The organism is Rhizobium sp. WSM4643 (genome assembly GCF_025152745.1).
Taxonomy (GTDB): Bacteria; Pseudomonadota; Alphaproteobacteria; order Rhizobiales; family Rhizobiaceae; genus Rhizobium; species Rhizobium leguminosarum_I.
Genome location: NZ_CP104040.1, coordinates 2,695,039 through 2,711,951 on the forward strand (window position 1 = coordinate 2,695,039; position 16,913 = coordinate 2,711,951).

The following is a 16,913-nucleotide window of genomic DNA, read 5'->3' on the forward strand; positions in this document are numbered from 1 at the left end:
GGATGTTCCTTTATGAGCCGCTCGTTTTGCCAAAGGCATACATGTTTGTCGGCGCGCCATGCAGCATCACCTCGCGGTCGAAAGTGAAGCCGCATTTCTCGAGAATGCGCTTCGAGGCGGCATTGACAGGGCGAACCAAGCCGATCACTCGGTCCGCGTGCAGATTATCGAAGGCGAAGGTCAGCGTTTCCCGGACCAATTCCGTGGCATATCCCTGCCCCCAGCTTTCGGGTTGCAGATGATAAGAAAGATTGAGGTCGTCGAATTCCTTGGAAACGGTCACACCGCCGAACCCGATCAACGTACCGTTCGCCTCAACTGCCCAACGCCCAAACCCGTGATCTTTCCAATGCCCGATATCGCGCGCAAGCCGCGCTGCGCTTTCCGCCGGCGTGTCAGGCCGGGGCACCGGTCGATGTGCGACCAATTCCGGCCGCGAAAAAAGTCGGGTCAGGAAATCGATATCCCCTTCCATGGGAATTCTGAGGCGCAATCTGGCGGTACGCCTTACCGCCGACGGCAAGGCACTCTTGAATTCGTTCTCAAGCATCTTCCATCCAATTTTCAAAATGCGGCAACGTCACCGATACCAAATTATTCCAGGCGGCGCGCTTCCAGCGGCGCCTCCTGCCTGTATCCGTCGAAATAGCGGCCGCCATGCAAAGCAAGCTCCCGGTCGGCCAAAGCGAGGAATGGGGCGCCGTCACCCGCAGCCGCCAGACTGAACGCCGCGTCGAATTCGGCCGCCAATTGCGCGTCGAGCTCCCTGACCAGACGGGGCGCCCACTTTCCCCGGCCAGCCCACGCGCCACGTCCGAGAAGCATCAGGTCAGCGAGCTTCTGATAGAGCTGCGCCGCGATGGCGGCGATCTCTTCGGGCGGGCGCGTTCCGCGCAGATCGTCGGCCAGATCGGTGACCTGATAGCGCAGCAAGTCGTAGTCTGCCCCGGCAAGAGGTTTCGGCCCCGCCGCCAGCATCCTTGCCGCCCATGCCTGCACGACGCGGGCGTTGTCGATATCCGGCCCCAGTATGCTGCCCGTGACAACCATGTTGACCATGATGGGATAACCGCTGTCTGCATCCTGATGGAGATAATGCGCCAGCGTCTGCGGATCGTGAACGAAGGCCTCAACCGGGAATCCGTCCTCAGTGAACGATTCCCGCCAGGCTCTTTCGAGCGACGGGAACACGACGACCAGATCGATATCCGAAAAGGTGGTGCCTTCGCCGCGCATGATGGAGCCGGCGACATAGGCGAAAGCAGCCCCGGCATAGCGGCTGGCGACACAGCGGCGGGCGACGGCCAGCGCTCGCTCCGCAAGAAAATTTTTCTGGATATCGTCCACGATCTCGTCCTCGAATGCGGGCACGGGCGGGAACAAAAAACCCGCTCGTCACCGGCGGGTTGGTTTCAGCAGCAATGAACAGATTTCAGTTCACGCGTCTACCTCCCACCGCAGCGCGGTGGTCGTAGACGTCGTCGAAACTGCAAAAATCCTGTTCATGGCCAAGGTTAACCCGCGACAGCGACAGCGTCAATGCACCGAAGCCGGACGCCAAGGACGCTTCCCCGGCGCGACGTTTTCCGTCTAAGATGGCGCAAAGACTCGTAAACAGGAAGAGCCCGCCAATGTCCGATCCCGTCACCGTCATCCCGCTTCCGCAACCGGTGCTGCTGCCGGTCGAGGGCAGCGCCGAGCGTTTTCCGGTGCGCCGCGTCTATTGCGTCGGGCGGAACTATGCAGACCATGCGATTGAGATGGGCCACGATCCCAGCCGCGAGCCGCCCTTCTTCTTCCAGAAGAACGCCGACAACCTGCTGCCGTCGGGTAAGGCTTTTCCCTATCCGCCGCTGTCATCAGACGTGCATTATGAGGTCGAGTGCGTGCTGGCGCTGAAATCAGGTGGCACGAACATCGCGACCGCGGACGCGCTCGACTGCATCTACGGCTATGCCGTCGGCATCGATTTCACCCGCCGCGATCTACAGGGTGAGGCAAAGAAGCTCGGTCGTCCCTGGGAGGTCGGCAAGGCCTTCGAACATTCCGCCCCCGTCTCGTCGATCGTTCCGGCAGGCCGTCTCGGCCACCCCGCTGAAGGTAAGATCTGGCTGGAACAGAACGGCAAGCGCGTGCAGGACGGCGATCTCAACCAGATGATCTGGAAGGTGCCGGAGATCATCGCCGAACTGTCGAAGCTCTTCACTCTCGCACCTGGCGATATCATCATGACCGGCACGCCCGCCGGCGTCGGCGCAGTGGCCAGGGGCGATCACATCAATTGCGGCATCGACGGAGTCGCCACCCTATCGGTCGAAGTCGTCTGAGGAGAGAGCCATGCCCGTCTATGCGCTTGGCGGATCGACGCCGAAACTGCCCGCTGCCGGCCTCTATTGGATCGCACCGGATGCCAATATCATCGGCCAGATCGAGCTCGGCGAGAATGTCGGCATCTGGTTCGGCGCCGTGCTGCGCGGTGACAACGAGAAGATCACCGTCGGCGAAGGCACCAACATCCAGGAAGGTGTGATGGCCCATACCGACATGGGCTTCCCGCTGACAACAGGCAAAGGCTGCACCATCGGCCACCACGCCATCCTTCACGGCTGCACCGTCGGCAACAACACGCTGATCGGCATGGGCGCAACCATCCTCAATGGTGCGAAGATCGGCAACAACTGCCTCGTCGGCGCTAATACGCTGGTGACCGAAGGCAAGGAATTCCCCGACAATTCGCTGATCGTCGGAGCACCCGCCCGGGTCGTGCGGGTGCTGGATGAGCAGGCTGTCGAGAGCATCCGTCGCTCGGCGGAAAACTACGTGGCGAATTGGCAGCGGTTTGCGCGGGATCTCAGGCAGATAGGGTGAATCAGGCAACGCGACCGGTGGCCGACCCCGCCCTTCGAGGCCCCTTGCGGGGCACCTCAGGGTGAGGTCCGAGAGAGGTCGCGGCTCCCTCGTCGGAAAGCGTAGCGGCGACTACTCCACAATTCAAAGTGTTACAGCGTCCTTTGCGTATGTGAAAAGACGCGCGGCGCTGTAGCAACACCACTTTTTGGCGCAACTAGGCACGGCGATCTGGTTTTCGCGACACGGCACAGCGATCAGCCCTCATCCTTGTACGTTGCCGTTGCTGTATAAAGGGGCTGTGCGACGGGGATGCGTGTCATCCTTGGGTTTTGAACTCGTGCCTCAGCAAGCATCTCCGTCGCCATGTCTTCGCTCGAACGGTTGGTTGGGCTTCGAGCCCGCGTTGCAAGGAGGAGCAGTCATGCATACCCAGCAATCTTTCATGGTCGGTATCGATGTCTCGAAGGCCCATCTCGACGTGGCCGTCGAGGGCAAACGCGCCGTTGTCCGCTTCGACAACGATGCGCCAGGCTGTGCCGCGCTCGCAACGGCGGTGGCCGGCGCAGAGCTTGTCGTCGTCGAGGCGACCGGCGGTTACGAGATGGCGATCGTCAGAACGCTGATGGCCGCCGGTATTCCCGTCGCCGTCGTCAATCCCCGCCAGGTGCGCGACTTCGCCAGGGCCAGCGGTCGTTTGGCCAAGACCGATCAGGTCGACGCCCGCGTCACTCTCCACTTCGCCAGAGCGATGCGGCCGGCACAGATCCCCCATATCGACGACGGCCGCATCGCGCTTGCTGCGCTTGTCACCCGCCGTCGCCAACTCATCGACATGGCGGTCGCCGAGAAGAACCGCCTCGAGCATGCGCCTGAGGCCGTCGCAGCGCTGGTTGGCGAGACCCTCGCCGCCCTCAAGGCCCAACTCGCCCGCGTCGATGCCGCAATCGCGCTTGCCATCGAGGCCGAGCCCGACATGGCCGAACGCCGCGATCTGCTGTTGACCGTGCCGGGCATTGGCGAGGTCGGAGCCGCCGTGCTCATCGCCGAACTGCCCGAACTCGGCGCCATCGACGACAAGAAGCTCGCAGCCCTCGTCGGGGTCGCCCCTATCGCTCACGACAGCGGCACATGGCGTGGACAACGCCACATCGCCGGCGGCCGCGCCACCGTCAGATGCGCCCTCTATATGGCTACCCTCTCGGCCATCCGTTGCAACCCGGCCATCAAGACCTTCCACAAAAGGCTGCGCGACGCGGGCAAACCGCCCAAGGTCGCCATCGTCGCCGCCATGCGAAAGCTCATCATCATGATCAACACTATTCTTAAAAGACGAACCCCATGGAACCAGCCCCAACAACACGGTTGCTGAGGTGCGCAGGCCAAAGGCCGGAGCCTCGAAGGACGCGGGCGGGTGGTCAGGCGCCCTTTCGGCCCGCGAAAGCGTTCACCACACGCCCGGAATCCACCGCCAGCGCACACGCTCCATGTACTCAGCATAGCCTTCGAGCCCCTTGCGCAATTCTGCCTCCTCCCCCAGCGTGCGGCCGAAGAGCACAATGATGAGCAGACCGGCGGGGATCAGCGCGTAGAGCGATCCAAGCGACAGTGCCATGCCGACGCTGAGCACGATGGCGGTTGCGTATCCGGGATGGCGGATGGCGGCATAGGGTCCGGTATCGATTACCTTGTGGTCGCGGTCGGTCTGGATGCGCACCGTCGGTTCGAAATGCCGGTTGACCGATTGCGCCCAGATCAGGCCGAGATAACCTGATGTCATCAGCAGATAGCCGATGAGGACCACCCAATCTGGCTGCGGCGCCCAGTGGAAACGCCCGTCGTCGAACGCGCCGACCGGAAGTATGGCGACAAAGAGAATGATTGTCAGCGTCGCCACCACCGCGTCCCAGGGCTTGGTGCCTTTCTGATATCGGCTGCGCGCCGCAAACAGCTCCGGATTTGTCCGCCAGATCCAGATGATCGCGACACATGTCAGTGCAAGGAAGAGACCGAGAAAGATCCAGCCACGCGGCCAGTCGAGCGTGCCGGCCGGCCAGAATAGCGCGGCAAACATCACGGCAATGGTGATGGCGAGCGAGCCGAGCGATGGCGCCGTCGCTGCAAATGAGTGATTGGGCCGAGTGTTCTGCTCTGTCATGACCGCTTCCGTTCAACCGGGAACGAGCTGTCTGCATCCCAACGGATGCCGCTTAAGTCTAACACAACCGCACCGGATTGAGGAGACGGAAAGCACCCGATGGCAGCGTAGCGAACGAAAGCCGCGCTTGATCGTAGCGACGCTTTTGCATCCAGCATTCGGAGATGTCGGAAAAATTCTGCCGTCGCCGCAATGATGGTTGAAGGCGGATTTCGGTAAAGAGCCGCCTACTCGGCAGCTTCGAGAAACTGGCTGTTTCGTGAGGAAGAGGCAAGCGCCTGAACCCTGGCTTCGGCCTTGGCGATCAGTTGATAGAATTCGTCCTGTGCTTCGACATCCAGTTGAATGACGGCATTGACGTCATCAGGCGTATCGCAAACGCAGGCGACCGCAGAAATGGGACAGATGCCGCCGGGATAACGTCTGCCGGTGCCGATATAGGCGCGGCGGCCCCAACGCTCGGAATAGACCGTCTCTTCCCGCTCGAGCTGCAGGATCGTTCCCTTGCAGGCGGTCACGATAGCCGCCTTGCCGTAAGCGAACCAGTGGTAGTTCAGCCTCCGGAGAATATATTTGCCGGTGATATCTTCGCCAGCCAGTTCGGCGGGGTTTTCAATCATTCTAATCATGACGGCTTCCTCAACGTTTAAACAATATCCGTCATGTCTTCGCGCGCAGCAAGTCAAAAAACGCAGCTTTTGGAGACACTTAGTCACAAAGTGTTTCCGATTCTTACATTAACCACGCACCGCGCACCCCCTGCGCGCACAATTCTTTGTCGAATTTCTCGTACTCTGCTACCGATTTCGTCATTGTCCGAAATGGCAGTCACGTCGATGTCCCCTTGTGTTTTTCGGCGCGGCCCCGATATGTCTCTCTGACAGGCCCGAAGACTGCGCCGTTTTCATTCCGGGAAACGGCTGGCTGTTTCGCCGGTTCGCCATGGAGCATGATGCCGAAAAGCGTAAGCCGTCTTCGGACAACATCATCCTCTAACTATTTAATTTAGAATAGGATTCAGATTTTTAGGCCGACCAAGCCTAAATCATCCTGTTCCGAGAGGAGAGCATCATGGTCGACGCGATCAACCCCATCTCCGCCACCGCCCCGTCCGAACCTACCAAGGTCGGCACCAGCACCTCGATCGGCTCCGAACCCGACAATGCCTGGGTCGCTGCCCGCCAGTCGCAGATCACGGCCGATCAGCTGGCAGCGAAGAAGTCCACAGAAAAGGAAGCCGCAAGCGGTCTCATCCCGCACGCGGATCTGATCGTCGATTATGAGCAGCATCCGCGGGACGGGCATGCGGCATCGGACGAAAGGGAAGAGGCCGGCGAACAGTCGGAACAGCCGGTGTTGTCAGGCGAAAGCGATCGGATCGGCACCCGCAATTTCGACGACGACACGCCCTTCGGCGAACGCGTCGCCATCATCTGATCGAAACGCAGACCGGAAGCCGCCCGCGCGATCAATTCGAGCTCGCAAGCTGAGACTCGATCGCCGTCTTATCGATGACCGACCAGACTTCGACGATCTTGCCGCCGCGAAATTCGTAGATGACATTTTCGGTGAAGGAAAGGCGCCTGCCGTTTACATCGAGGCCGAGGAATTTTGCCTTCGGCCTGCAATCGAAGCCGAGCCGGCAGGCGATGTATGGCGGATCGCAAAGCAGCATCAGCACCTTGAAATAGAGATCGGGAATCTCATCGAAGTCCCGCTCGAGCATGGCGGCGTAACCCGGCAGCGCGAGGCGCCGGCCGTTATGAACTGCATCGTCGCCGACGAACTGCCCGAGATTGGGCCAGTCCTGTCTGTTCAGGCAGGCGATGTAGCCGCGGTATATCTCCGCGAGTTCGGTCTTCGTCACGCGATCGTCCCTGGCTTGGTTACTCCGGCAAAGATAGCGCCGGGATCTGCGCCGGCCAGCGGCGAACGCGTCGCCTCGAGACTCTCAGTTCAAGAGAACTCGCCTGCACGGGGACCAGCAAGCGTCACGCGCCAGCCCGTTCGCGATTGGAAATCCTGAGTGGCCAGAAACGTATAGCCTGTCGTGCGCCAGAGCCGCACGGCGCTAGTCAGATTGTCGAGCACATAATCGCCGCCGTCCGTCCGGGCAATGAGAACGACATGGTTTTGATCCTGCGGTCCAATCACCACGGAAAGCGCCAACCTGTTCGATGGAAAACCAGCTTCGATCAGGTCCTTCATCTTCTGGAGAGCGTAGTCCTCACAATCGCCATGGCCGGCAACCGGCAGAGACCAGACATCCCTATTTCGGGAAGACGGGCTATCTTCCGCGGGAATGATACGTCCATTTACGGCGCGATTGACCTTTTGCAGAAGCGCCATGCCTGCCTGATCGTTCAGCTGTTGCGTCGCCATCCTGCCGCACAGCCACTTGTACTTGGCGCAGGCTGCGGCGAATCCCACGGGTGCGCCGATGCTTCGCGTTACGGGAAGCGATGATCCCGCAACGGCTTGAAAATGCAGAAGAATGAATAAAAAGCCAGCGAGCGAAAAGAGGCGCTTCATAGCCGATTCCTTTTATTTGTCATGAGACGATAACATAGGTAGAATAAAAATTTAGTAAAATTTTATACTTGCGAATTTAACTGTATTAAACGATTTAGACAGATTAACCATTATCTATTCTTCGTGTTAATTGATTGTTAGTGTAGGAGTTCTCCCCATTAACATTCGGTTAACCTTCGGAGATGGATTGAAATGATCAGCAGAGCAGCGAAATTCAGCATCGCCGTTGCTTCCCTTCTGGCAAGCAGCAGCTTGGCAACGGCAGCCCCGGCAGTCGTTAATTGCAAGGCCGCAGTTCGCGGTACACTCGAATACAGGCTGTGCATGCCGACCAGTGCAATTCGGTCCGATAGCAGGTTCAATCCGAACGATAACGATCGCGGCAACCAAAACATTGGCGGCGGCAAGAAGACATCCAGCACCGGTTCACTCGCCAGCAATGGGAATGCTGGCGATAATGACAATGGCGATGGCAACGGCAACGGGAACGGGAACGGGAACGGCGACGATGCCGGCAATGGCGACGGCAGCGGCAATGGCAATGGCGACGGCAGCGGCAGCGGCAGCGGCAGCGGCAGCGGCAGCGGCAGCGGCAGCGGCAGCGGCAGCGGCAGCGGCAGCGGCAGCGGCAGCGGCAGCGGCAGCGGCAGCGGCAGCGGCAGCGGCAGCGGCAGCGGCGACAATGGCGGAAAGGACGATCACGGCAAGGGCCATGATCATCACGGCGGCGGCAAGGGCGGGAAAGATCACGGGCACGGCAAGGACGGCCGTGGCGACGGTGGGAAAGACAATCACGACGGCAAGAACCGCGATCATCACGGCCACGACGGGGGCGGAAAAGATCACGGGCACGGCAAGGGTGGCAATGACGGCCCGGGCAAGGGTGGCAACGACGATGGTCCCGGCAAGGGCGGCAACGACGGTCCCGGCAAGGGCGGCAATGACGGCCCCGGCAAGAGCGACAATGACGGCGCCGGCAAGAGCGACAATGGCGGCTCCGGCAAGAGCGACAATGGCGGCTCCGGCAAGAGCGATAACGGCGGCTCCGGCAAGAGCGACAACGGCGGCTCCGGCAAAAGCGATAATGATAGCTCCGGCAAGAGCGACAATGGCGGCTCCGGCAAGAGCGATAACGGCGGCTCCGGCAAGAGCGATAACGGCGGCGCCGGCAAGAGCGACAATGGCGGCTCCGGCAAGAGCGATAACGGCGGCTCCGGAAAGAGCGACGATGGCGGCTCCGGCAAGAGCGACAATGGCGGCTCCGGCAAGAGCGACAATGGCGGCTCCGGCAAGAGCGACAACGGCGGCTCCGGTAAGAGCGATAATGGCGGCTCCGGAAAGAGCGATAATGGCGGCTCCGGCAAGAGCGACAATGGCGGCTCCGGCAAGAGCGACAATGGCGGCTCCGGCAAGAGCGACAACGGTGGCTCCGGCAAGAGCGACAATGGTGGCTCGGGCAAGAGCGGCTCTGAATCCAAGCCGGATTAAGCTTATCCGCACAGAAATGCAAAAGGTGAGGCCGCTCTCGCGGCCTCACCTTTTTGAATCATTGATTTGTGTATCGATCGGCAGCAAAGAAAGCGAGGAAACCAACGCGTGGATTGTCACCTTCGGGCACGCCGCCTCCCCCCTCGCTCATTCCTGTCCTCGGGCTTCGACCCGAGGGAGGTCACAGCAATGAGGGTGGAGATGATAGCGCCCCGGCAAAGTCCGTCAGTGAGATAGGATAGGGCGCCGACGGATGACGGATAGAGCGGCCGCTTACGCCGCACAAGCCTTGCACAAACCGCGAATCTCGATCGTCGTCTTCGCTGGTTTGAACTTCTGCCCCCGCACCCAGCCCATCAGCCGGTGGTCGACCTCGTGATCGTGGAACTCCATCACCTGACCGCAGCTTTCGCAGATGGCGAAGGCGACTATGCCGTGGCTGTGGCAGTCGTCGCCCGGATGGGCGCAGGCAACGAAGGAGTTGATGCTTTCGAGCCGGTGCACGACGCCGTATTCGAGCAGCTTCTCCAGCGCCCGGTAGACCTGCAGGGGTGCACGAAAACCGTGGTCGCGCAGCTTGTCGAGGATGGTGTAGGCGCTGAGCGGCCCTTCGGCCTTTTCAAGCACGTCGAAGACCAGCGACTGGTTCTTGGTCAATTGCGGTGTCGTCATGAGCCTTGTCCTTGCATGACCGCGCGGTGGCGCCTGACGGGAAGCAGGCTGAGCATGAAGAGGATCAGCGCCGCGACCACGATCGAGGGGCCGGAAGGTGTGTCGTAGGTGAGCGAGCCGAACAGCCCGCCGACGACGGCGGCGGCCCCGATCAATGAGGCGAATACCGCCATGATCTCCGGCGTCGCCGAGAAGCGCCGCGCCGCAGCCGCCGGAATGATCAGCAGCGAGGTAATCAGCATGATGCCGACGATCTTCATGGCAATGGCGATGACGACGGCCATCAGCAGCATGAAAAACAGCCGAGCCCGCTCCGGCTTCAGCCCCTCGGCCTCGGCGAGCTCGGCATTGACGGTTGCCGCCAAGAGTGGCCGCCAGAGCCAGGCCATTGCCACGAGCACAAACAGCCCGCCGCCCCAGATCAGCGCGATGTCGGTGGTGGAAACGGCAAGGATATCGCCGAACAGGAAGGCGATGAGATCGATCCGCACCCAGCTCATGAAGGCGACCATGACGAGGCCGATCGCCAGTGTGGCATGCGAGAGAATGCCGAGCAGCGCATCGGCCGACAGCGCCTGGCGTTTCTGCAGGAAGAGCAGCAGCACCGACACGAGCGCGGCAACGGCAAAGACGGCCAGTGTCAGGTTGAGTTCGAAGAGCAGCGACAGTGCGACGCCGAGCAGCGCCGAATGGGCGATTGTATCGCCGAAATAAGCCATACGCCGCCAGATGATGAAGCAGCCGAGCGGCCCTGTCGTCAGCGCCAGGCCCACGCCGGCAAGGATGGCGCGCACGAAGAAATCGTCAAGCATGGCGCTCTCCCTCCGCATGCGTGTGCGGATGGGCGTGGTCATGTTCGGCATGCCCGGGGTCATGGCTATGGTCATGCCCGGGGTCATGGCTATGGTCATGCCCGGGATGGCCGTGATCGTGCTCATGACCGGCATGGCCATGTTCATGGTGATGACCGTCATCGGGGAAGCAATGATCCGTCACCGTGCCGTCGGCATGCTGCACGCGCCCATCAGGCAGATGCGTATGATCGTGGTGATGGCTGTAGACGGCAAGCGTCTGCGCCGCCCGGCTGCCGAACAGGCGCACATATTCCGGGCTGCGACTGACGGATTCAGGCGTGCCGCGGCAGCAGACATGGCCGTTGAGACAGATGACGGTGTCGGTCTCGGCCATGACGACGTGGAGATCGTGCGAGATCAAGAGGATGCCGCAGTCGGTGGCGTTGCGGATCGACTTGATCAGGTCGTAGAGCGCGATCTCGCCGGAAAAATCGACCCCCTGCACCGGCTCATCGAGCACCAGCAGATCGGGTTTGCGGGCAATAGCGCGCGCCATCAGCGCCCGCTGGAATTCGCCGCCGGAGAGATGCTGCACCTCGGCATCGAGCATATGGGCGATGCCGGCGGATTCGAGTGCCGAAAGAATGTCGCGCTCCGGCAGCGGCCCGGTCAGCGTCATCAGCCGGCGCACCGAAAGCGGCAGCGTCCAGTCGATCGTGAGCTTCTGCGGGACATAACCGACCTTGAGGCCGGCGTTGCGCTCCACCCTGCCCTCGTCGGGTTTCAACACGCCGATCGCTGCCTTGGCGCTGGTCGACTTGCCCGAGCCGTTTGGCCCGATCAGCGTGACGATCTCGCCGCGCGAGACGGAAAAATCGACGCCACGCACCAGCCAGCGGCCATTACGCAGGATGCCGACATTTTCAAGCGAAACCAGCGGTTCGGCCCGGATACCAGCGGGGGTCTTTGCGGGAGAGAGCATCAAATTTTCCGAAAGTGCTGTTGCGTCCTGCTATTGCACACGTTATAGCATAACGCAATTGATGTAATAACATAACAACTGCAATTCAAGCGGAGCATATTGATGAAACGCGCCCTGGGGCCTGCCCTTAAAATCTTGGCCCTCAGAATGCCGGCCCTCGCAATCCCGGTCCTGGCGATCCCCGCCCTTCTCTTCGCCGGCACTATGCGCGCAGCAGACGTGCCTGTCGTCGTCACCTCGATCAAACCGATCCATTCGCTTGTGTCGGCGATCATGCAGGGTGTCGGCGAACCGGAGCTGATCGTCGATGGCGCCGCCTCCCCGCATACCTACAATCTGAAGCCGTCGAATGCTCGCGCTTTGCAGGATGCCAAGGTGATCTTCTGGGTCGGCCCCGGCCTCGAGGCCTTTCTCGAAAAGCCGCTGCAGGCGCTGGGCCGGGATGCCAGCATCGCCGAACTCGACAACGCCCCCGGCCTCGTCAAGCTGCCTTTCCGTGAGGGCGGCGCCTTCGAAGCGCATGATGATGGTGACGAGCACCATGAAGCCGAAGCCGCGCATGGCCCCGACGCTGACCACGACGATCACGAGCACGGCACATTCGACACGCATCTCTGGCTCGATCCGATGAACACCAAGGCGATGGCCAGCGAGATCACCACGACGCTGGTTGCCGCCGATCCCGCCAATGCGCTGACCTATCAGGCAAACGCCAAGGCGCTGGACGACAGGCTGACGGCGCTGGACAAGGAACTCACTGCCACCGTCGCCCCGGTCAAGGGCAAGCCCTTCATCGTCTTCCACGACGCCTACCAGTATTTCGAGCACCGCTATGGCATCCGCGTTGCCGGCTCGATCACCGTCAGCCCGGAAACTATTCCCGGCGCCGAGCGTGTTTCGGAAATCCACCGCAAGGTCGGTGAACTCGGCGCCACCTGCGTCTTTGCCGAACCACAGTTCGAGCCGCGCCTCGTCAATGTCGTCATCGAAGGCACGCGCGCCAAATCAGGCGTGCTCGATCCCGAAGCGGCAACACTGAAGGCCGGCCCCGATCTCTACTTCACCCTCATGCGCAGCATCGCAAACAGCATGAAGGACTGCCTCTCCAGCGCATAACTTTCATGCGCCGCTCCGCGCGTCCTATCGGACACGCGACGCTCCGGAGAGAGCTGAGGCGGAAAAGGCGGACAACCCCGTTCCGCCTTTTTTCGACGCATCGAATGTAATGATATAACATTAAGACAAACCTTGTGAGGCTCTCATGGACAACAGACTTCCCGTCACGGTGCTTTCAGGCTTCCTCGGCGCCGGCAAGACGACGCTGCTCAACCACGTGCTGAGTAATCGCGAGGGCTTACGCGTCGCCGTCATCGTCAACGATATGAGCGAGGTGAATATCGATGCTGCCCTGGTGCGCGACGGCGGCGCCAATCTCTCCCGCACCGAGGAACAGCTGGTCGAGATAACCAATGGCTGCATCTGCTGCACGCTGCGCGACGATCTGCTGAAAGAGGTGCGCCAGCTCGCCGATCAGGGCCGCTTCGATTACCTCTTGATCGAATCGACCGGCATCGCCGAGCCCCTGCCCGTCGCCACCACCTTCGAATTTCGCGACGAGAATGGCCAAAGCCTCTCCGACGTCGCAAGGCTCGACACCATGGTGACCGTCGTCGACGCCGTCAATCTGCTTGCCGATTATGCCTCGGCCGATTTCCTCGCCGACCGCGGAGAAACGGCCGGTGACGGCGACAACAGAACCATCGTCGACCTGCTGGTCGAGCAGATCGAATTCGCCGACGTCGTTGTGCTGAACAAGATCGGCACGGCAAGCGAAAAGGAGCGCGACGCCGCCCGCAAGATCATCACCGGCCTCAATCCCGATGCGCGGCTGATCGAGGCGGATTTCGGCCAAGTGGCATTGCGGCAGGTGCTTGGCACCGGCCGCTTCGACATCGACAGGGCCGAAACCCATCCGCTCTGGTACAAGGAACTACACGGTTTCAAGGATCATATGCCCGAGACAGAGCAATACGGCATCCGCTCCTTCGTCTACCGCGAAAAACGCCCTTTCCATCCGGCCAAGCTGCAGGCCTTCCTCGACACGGCATGGCCGGGCGTGGTGCGCGCCAAAGGCTTCTTCTGGCTGGCGACCCGCCCGCATCACGTCGGCGAGATCAGCCAGGCGGGCGCGATCGTCCGCACCGGCAAGATGGGTCTCTGGTGGGCGACCGTGCCGCGCGAACAATGGCCCGAAGGGCCGGCCTTCATGAACGCCATCGGCCCCTATCTCGACCCCGTCTGGGGCGACCGCCGCCAGGAAATCGTCTTCATCGGTGCCGATCCGATGGACCAAGCCTGGATCAGGAAGGAACTCGACGCCTGTCTTATCAGGACAGATGCCTTCGTGCCCGAGCGCTGGCGCGACCTGCCCGATCCTTTCGCCAACTGGAACAGGCAGGCGGCATGAAGGCGAAGGCAATCAAACGCACTCTCTGCGTCTGCACCGAATGCGAGCCGCTACCGCCGATCGAAGGGCTTCATCCCGACACCGTCGAGGCAGCAGGCGAACGGCCCGATCGGCAACGACGATCCGGCAGCCTGTTCCGAAGCCTCGCCGAGCACATCGTTCCCTTCAGGAAGCCCTTCTGACGAGAGATTTGCCTGCCGGCAGAGGAAAAGGGCGGTCGAAGCCGCCCTCTTCTCGTTCATCTGCCGATCAGCGACTGGCAATAACGCTGGAGATAATACCGCTGGTGACGCCGATCAGCAGGTAGTCGTGATCGGCCCTGACCCAGCGATAACCGCGTGGCGGTGGCGCCAGCCGGTAGCGGCGATAGTCGTTGACATCGGAGAACCGTCGACGCTCGCTGGTATTGACGCGGTATCCCTTTTTCCAGTGCGACCGGACGACTACCTTCTTCTGCACGACGACGGGGGGACGGCGATGATCGTCGGCGCTAGCCTGGGAAACAATCATCGGGGAAAGAAGGAAGGAGGCGGAAAGAAGGGCTGCAAAAATCTTTTTCATGTGGGGTTCCTCGTGTTGGACACCGGGGCAAACTAGGGCCGAGAAGATGAACCGAAACTGAAATAGAAATTAAACTTTTGTAATGGAATCCAGTAGCTACATGTCGAAGCTTATACTTTAGATTAGACTTATACACGATGATCTGGCGCGGCAGGCTGGCTTCGTCCTGTGAAGCCTTCGGCTTTTGCTGCTCATCGCCTAGAAGGCGCGGCCGTGGAGAGTTGTCCCGTTGCTGGCGGCGGGCGGCATGCTCTCGATTCGATCTGGTCCCGCCCAAAGGCGCTCGGCGATTTGGCATAACGAGATGCATAAAAAAACTTGAAACGGGCGCATAATCGAGTTTCGAACCGACGCATCCTAGGAACAGGAGAGTTCTGGATGTTCCCGCGAGGGGACGATCAGATCAAGACAACGAAGACCACAATGGAGGAAAACATGCCTGGTATCAGCATGCGCTACATCGTCGACGACGTCGACGCCGCGGTGGAATTCTACACGAGACATCTCGGCTTCTCCGTCGCACTTCGCCCCGCGCCGAGTTTCGCCATCCTGACCAGAGACGGTTTTCGTCTGTTCGTCAGCGGCATGACGGGACCTGGCGGAGCATCTCAAGCAATGCCAGATGGGCGAAAGCCGGAGCCCGGCGGTTGGAATCGCATCCAGATCGAGGTCAAGGACCTGGAAGCAGAAGTCGCCGCGCTGCGTCAGGCCGGCGCGCGTTTCCGCAACGAGATCGTGCAGGGCATAGGCGGCAAGCAGATCCTGGTCGATGATCCGGCCGGAAACCCGATCGAGCTCTTCGAACCACCCAAGCGGTGAATGGCGCGACGCCGGTCATGCGGGTTGCCACGCATTTGCGGTCATCCGCAAACCGACGCAGTATTTCGATCACGGTCTCTCGCCGCGAGGCTGGCTGGAACGCCTTGCCACCAGTGTGCGAGCGTGTAGTTTCGGACTCCCATCAACTCGAAGGCAGGGAAAACATGTCCGATTCCGCCGGCGGGCTCTCCGACTATATCGGGATACTAGCCGTGTTTCTTCTCGTCGCCGCCAATGGCTTCTTCGTTGCCGCCGAATTCGCCCTGGTGTCGGTCAGGCGTAGCCGCGTCGCCGAACTCGCTGCGGCAGGCCGCATGAACGCCTCGGCACTTCAGCGCGCCGTCGATAATCTCGACTCCAATCTTGCAGCCACCCAGCTCGGCATCACCATCTCGTCGCTTGCCCTCGGCTGGGTTGGCGAACCGGCGCTTGCCCACCTGATCGAGCCGCTGCTATCATGGCTGCCTGGGCAATGGGCGACGGCGGGCGCGCATACTGTTGCCGTCGTCATCGCCTTCGTCATCATCACAGCACTTCATATCGTGCTCGGCGAGCTCGCACCGAAGAGCCTGGCGCTTCAACGCAGCGAAGCCACTTCGCTTGCCGTTGTGCGTCCGCTCGGTCTGTTCCTGGTGCTATTCAAGCCGGCGATCTTTGTTCTGAACGGCATGGGCAACCTCGTGCTGCGGGGTGTGGGTCTTCGAGCCGGAACCGGCGAATCGTCGTTCCATTCGCCGCAGGAGCTCAAGCTTTTGGTTGCCGAGAGCCAGGAGGCCGGCCTTCTCAACCAGGTGCAGCAGCAGCTCGTCGAGCGGGTGTTCAACATCGGTGACAGGCCGATCTCCGACATCATGACGCCGCGCCTCGATATCGAATGGTTCGACGCCGACGACAGCGAGGCCGAGATCCTGAAGACCATCCGCGAATGCAGTCACGAACAATTGCTGGTCGCCCGCGGCTCGATCGACGAGCCGATCGGCATGGTGTTGAAGAAGGACCTTCTCGACCAGGTTCTCGACGGCGGCAAGATCCGGCCAATGGAGGTGATCAAGCAGCCGCTGGTGCTGCATGAGGGCACCTCGGTCGTCCGCGTGCTCGACAGTTTCAAGGCCTCACCCGTTCGCCTCGCCATCGTCATCGACGAATATGGCAGCCTCGAAGGCATCGTCACCCAGACCGACCTGCTCGAAGCCATCGCCGGCGACCTGCCGGGATCCAACGAAGAGCCCGACATCGTCGTCAGGGAAGACGGGTCGCTCTTGATCGACGCGATGATGCCGGCCTTCGACGCCTTCGAACGGCTCGGCCTGCGCGATCGTCCGGACGCCGATTTCCATACGCTGGCGGGTTTCGCCCTGCATCAGCTCCAGCACATCCCCGAAGCCGGCGAGACCTTCGTCTTCGACAACTGGCGCTTCGAGGTTCTCGACATGGACGGCATGCGTATCGACAAGATGCTCGCGACGCGCATTTCCGCGGATGGGGTGGAGGCCTAGCGCATCGGCCCGAAAATCGGAATCGATTTTCGGAAAGCACGATGCGTAGATTCAAAGTGTTAGAGCGTCCTTTGTGCGTCCGAAAGGACGCACGGCG

Annotated in this window: 20 protein-coding genes; 10 read left to right on the plus strand and 10 right to left on the minus strand. The window is 61.1% G+C overall.

Annotated features, from left to right (window positions below; translation table 11 throughout):
• Positions 1-10: 10 nt before the first annotated feature.
• Positions 11-550, minus strand: coding sequence for a GNAT family N-acetyltransferase (locus tag N1937_RS13625; protein WP_260056394.1), 540 nt, complete (start codon positions 548-550; stop codon positions 11-13).
• A gap of 44 nt (positions 551-594) precedes the next feature.
• Positions 595-1,383: a nucleotidyltransferase domain-containing protein gene (locus tag N1937_RS13630; protein ID WP_260056395.1), complete on the minus strand. Its 789-nt coding sequence runs from the start codon at positions 1,381-1,383 to the stop codon at positions 595-597.
• Between the two features lie 248 nt (positions 1,384-1,631).
• Between N1937_RS13630 and N1937_RS13635 the strand changes: the two genes are divergently transcribed.
• From N1937_RS13635 to N1937_RS13645, 3 genes are all read left to right on the plus strand, one after another.
• On the plus strand, positions 1,632-2,327 hold the full coding sequence (locus N1937_RS13635; RefSeq protein WP_260056396.1) for a fumarylacetoacetate hydrolase family protein: 696 nt from the start codon (positions 1,632-1,634) through the stop codon (positions 2,325-2,327).
• A 10-nt stretch (positions 2,328-2,337) separates the two neighbouring features.
• Positions 2,338-2,868 (plus strand): gamma carbonic anhydrase family protein, encoded by a 531-nt coding sequence (locus N1937_RS13640; RefSeq protein WP_260056397.1) that lies wholly within the window; start codon positions 2,338-2,340, stop codon positions 2,866-2,868.
• A 403-nt stretch (positions 2,869-3,271) separates the two neighbouring features.
• Positions 3,272-4,219: an IS110 family transposase gene (locus N1937_RS13645; RefSeq protein WP_260056289.1), complete on the plus strand. Its 948-nt coding sequence runs from the start codon at positions 3,272-3,274 to the stop codon at positions 4,217-4,219.
• A 75-nt stretch (positions 4,220-4,294) separates the two neighbouring features.
• Here the strand turns inward: N1937_RS13645 and N1937_RS13650 are convergent, their stop codons facing one another.
• Both N1937_RS13650 and N1937_RS13655 read right to left on the minus strand, forming a co-directional pair.
• A complete protein-coding gene (locus N1937_RS13650) occupies positions 4,295-5,005 on the minus strand; it encodes a methyltransferase family protein (RefSeq protein ID WP_170255072.1) in 711 nt (236 codons plus the stop codon).
• A 227-nt stretch (positions 5,006-5,232) separates the two neighbouring features.
• Complete coding sequence (locus tag N1937_RS13655; protein WP_032985118.1) at positions 5,233-5,634, minus strand: hypothetical protein; 402 nt, start codon at positions 5,632-5,634, stop codon at positions 5,233-5,235.
• Positions 5,635-6,076: 442 nt separating this feature from the next.
• On the opposite strand from N1937_RS13655, the gene N1937_RS13660 reads away from it, so the two are divergent.
• Positions 6,077-6,442 carry a hypothetical protein gene (locus N1937_RS13660; protein ID WP_260056398.1) on the plus strand — a complete coding sequence of 122 codons (366 nt, stop codon included), beginning with the start codon at positions 6,077-6,079 and terminating at the stop codon, positions 6,440-6,442.
• Between the two features lie 31 nt (positions 6,443-6,473).
• Here the strand turns inward: N1937_RS13660 and N1937_RS13665 are convergent, their stop codons facing one another.
• Positions 6,474-6,872: an ester cyclase gene (locus tag N1937_RS13665; RefSeq protein WP_170260717.1), complete on the minus strand. Its 399-nt coding sequence runs from the start codon at positions 6,870-6,872 to the stop codon at positions 6,474-6,476.
• Between the two features lie 89 nt (positions 6,873-6,961).
• Entirely contained in the window at positions 6,962-7,537 is a 576-nt protein-coding gene (locus N1937_RS13670) for a transglutaminase-like cysteine peptidase (RefSeq protein ID WP_170255069.1), read from the minus strand.
• Positions 7,538-7,729: 192 nt separating this feature from the next.
• Between N1937_RS13670 and N1937_RS13675 the strand changes: the two genes are divergently transcribed.
• A complete protein-coding gene (locus N1937_RS13675; RefSeq protein WP_260056399.1) occupies positions 7,730-9,025 on the plus strand; it encodes a hypothetical protein in 1,296 nt (431 codons plus the stop codon).
• A 273-nt stretch (positions 9,026-9,298) separates the two neighbouring features.
• On the opposite strand, the gene N1937_RS13680 is transcribed toward N1937_RS13675, so the two are convergent.
• Genes N1937_RS13680 through znuC form a run of 3 tightly spaced genes read right to left on the minus strand, consistent with a single transcriptional unit; the run spans position 9,299 to position 11,473 of the window.
• Positions 9,299-9,697: a Fur family transcriptional regulator gene (locus tag N1937_RS13680; protein WP_017964964.1), complete on the minus strand. Its 399-nt coding sequence runs from the start codon at positions 9,695-9,697 to the stop codon at positions 9,299-9,301.
• A complete protein-coding gene (gene znuB, locus N1937_RS13685; protein WP_170260719.1) occupies positions 9,694-10,509 on the minus strand; it encodes a zinc ABC transporter permease subunit ZnuB in 816 nt (271 codons plus the stop codon). The genes N1937_RS13680 and znuB overlap by 4 nt, the downstream gene beginning before the upstream one ends.
• A complete protein-coding gene (gene znuC / locus N1937_RS13690) occupies positions 10,502-11,473 on the minus strand; it encodes a zinc ABC transporter ATP-binding protein ZnuC (protein ID WP_260056400.1) in 972 nt (323 codons plus the stop codon). Before znuC ends, znuB begins: the two co-directional genes overlap by 8 nt.
• Positions 11,474-11,575: 102 nt before the next feature.
• Here znuC and N1937_RS13695 point away from each other — a divergent pair, with 102 nt between their 5' ends.
• From N1937_RS13695 to N1937_RS13705, 3 genes are all read left to right on the plus strand, one after another.
• On the plus strand, positions 11,576-12,589 hold the full coding sequence (locus N1937_RS13695) for a zinc ABC transporter substrate-binding protein (RefSeq protein WP_311202814.1): 1,014 nt from the start codon (positions 11,576-11,578) through the stop codon (positions 12,587-12,589).
• A 145-nt stretch (positions 12,590-12,734) separates the two neighbouring features.
• Positions 12,735-13,940, plus strand: coding sequence for a zinc metallochaperone GTPase ZigA (zigA, locus tag N1937_RS13700; RefSeq protein ID WP_260056401.1), 1,206 nt, complete (start codon positions 12,735-12,737; stop codon positions 13,938-13,940).
• Positions 13,937-14,122, plus strand: coding sequence for a hypothetical protein (locus tag N1937_RS13705; RefSeq protein WP_170255063.1), 186 nt, complete (start codon positions 13,937-13,939; stop codon positions 14,120-14,122). The genes zigA and N1937_RS13705 overlap by 4 nt, the downstream gene beginning before the upstream one ends.
• Positions 14,123-14,189: 67 nt before the next feature.
• Here the strand turns inward: N1937_RS13705 and N1937_RS13710 are convergent, their stop codons facing one another.
• Positions 14,190-14,501: an RcnB family protein gene (locus tag N1937_RS13710; RefSeq protein WP_162116064.1), complete on the minus strand. Its 312-nt coding sequence runs from the start codon at positions 14,499-14,501 to the stop codon at positions 14,190-14,192.
• A 435-nt stretch (positions 14,502-14,936) separates the two neighbouring features.
• Here N1937_RS13710 and N1937_RS13715 point away from each other — a divergent pair, with 435 nt between their 5' ends.
• Together N1937_RS13715 and N1937_RS13720 are read left to right on the plus strand one after the other, a co-directional pair.
• The gene (locus tag N1937_RS13715) at positions 14,937-15,320 is read left to right on the plus strand and encodes a VOC family protein (protein ID WP_162116162.1); all 384 of its coding nucleotides are present in this window, start codon (positions 14,937-14,939) and stop codon (positions 15,318-15,320) included.
• A gap of 164 nt (positions 15,321-15,484) precedes the next feature.
• Positions 15,485-16,816 carry a hemolysin family protein gene (locus tag N1937_RS13720; protein ID WP_017964969.1) on the plus strand — a complete coding sequence of 444 codons (1,332 nt, stop codon included), beginning with the start codon at positions 15,485-15,487 and terminating at the stop codon, positions 16,814-16,816.
• Positions 16,817-16,913: the final 97 nt, after the last annotated feature.

Bases quoted from the DNA above. Each gene is read 5' to 3' on its own strand.
- znuC (WP_260056400.1), bottom strand. From the start codon at position 11,473: ATGCTCTCTCCCGCAAAGACCCCCGCTGGTATCCGGGCCGAACCGCTG.
- N1937_RS13710 (WP_162116064.1), bottom strand. From the start codon at position 14,501: ATGAAAAAGATTTTTGCAGCCCTTCTTTCCGCCTCCTTCCTTCTTTCC.
- N1937_RS13645 (WP_260056289.1), top strand. From the start codon at position 3,272: ATGCATACCCAGCAATCTTTCATGGTCGGTATCGATGTCTCGAAGGCC.
- N1937_RS13625 (WP_260056394.1), bottom strand. From the start codon at position 550: ATGCTTGAGAACGAATTCAAGAGTGCCTTGCCGTCGGCGGTAAGGCGT.
- N1937_RS13720 (WP_017964969.1), top strand. From the start codon at position 15,485: ATGTCCGATTCCGCCGGCGGGCTCTCCGACTATATCGGGATACTAGCC.
- N1937_RS13675 (WP_260056399.1), top strand. From the start codon at position 7,730: ATGATCAGCAGAGCAGCGAAATTCAGCATCGCCGTTGCTTCCCTTCTG.
- znuB (WP_170260719.1), bottom strand. From the start codon at position 10,509: ATGCTTGACGATTTCTTCGTGCGCGCCATCCTTGCCGGCGTGGGCCTG.
- N1937_RS13640 (WP_260056397.1), top strand. From the start codon at position 2,338: ATGCCCGTCTATGCGCTTGGCGGATCGACGCCGAAACTGCCCGCTGCC.
- zigA (WP_260056401.1), top strand. From the start codon at position 12,735: ATGGACAACAGACTTCCCGTCACGGTGCTTTCAGGCTTCCTCGGCGCC.
- N1937_RS13635 (WP_260056396.1), top strand. From the start codon at position 1,632: ATGTCCGATCCCGTCACCGTCATCCCGCTTCCGCAACCGGTGCTGCTG.
- N1937_RS13705 (WP_170255063.1), top strand. From the start codon at position 13,937: ATGAAGGCGAAGGCAATCAAACGCACTCTCTGCGTCTGCACCGAATGC.
- N1937_RS13695 (WP_311202814.1), top strand. From the start codon at position 11,576: ATGAAACGCGCCCTGGGGCCTGCCCTTAAAATCTTGGCCCTCAGAATG.
- N1937_RS13655 (WP_032985118.1), bottom strand. From the start codon at position 5,634: ATGATTAGAATGATTGAAAACCCCGCCGAACTGGCTGGCGAAGATATC.
- N1937_RS13715 (WP_162116162.1), top strand. From the start codon at position 14,937: ATGCCTGGTATCAGCATGCGCTACATCGTCGACGACGTCGACGCCGCG.
- N1937_RS13660 (WP_260056398.1), top strand. From the start codon at position 6,077: ATGGTCGACGCGATCAACCCCATCTCCGCCACCGCCCCGTCCGAACCT.
- N1937_RS13680 (WP_017964964.1), bottom strand. From the start codon at position 9,697: ATGACGACACCGCAATTGACCAAGAACCAGTCGCTGGTCTTCGACGTG.
- N1937_RS13670 (WP_170255069.1), bottom strand. From the start codon at position 7,537: ATGAAGCGCCTCTTTTCGCTCGCTGGCTTTTTATTCATTCTTCTGCAT.
- N1937_RS13650 (WP_170255072.1), bottom strand. From the start codon at position 5,005: ATGACAGAGCAGAACACTCGGCCCAATCACTCATTTGCAGCGACGGCG.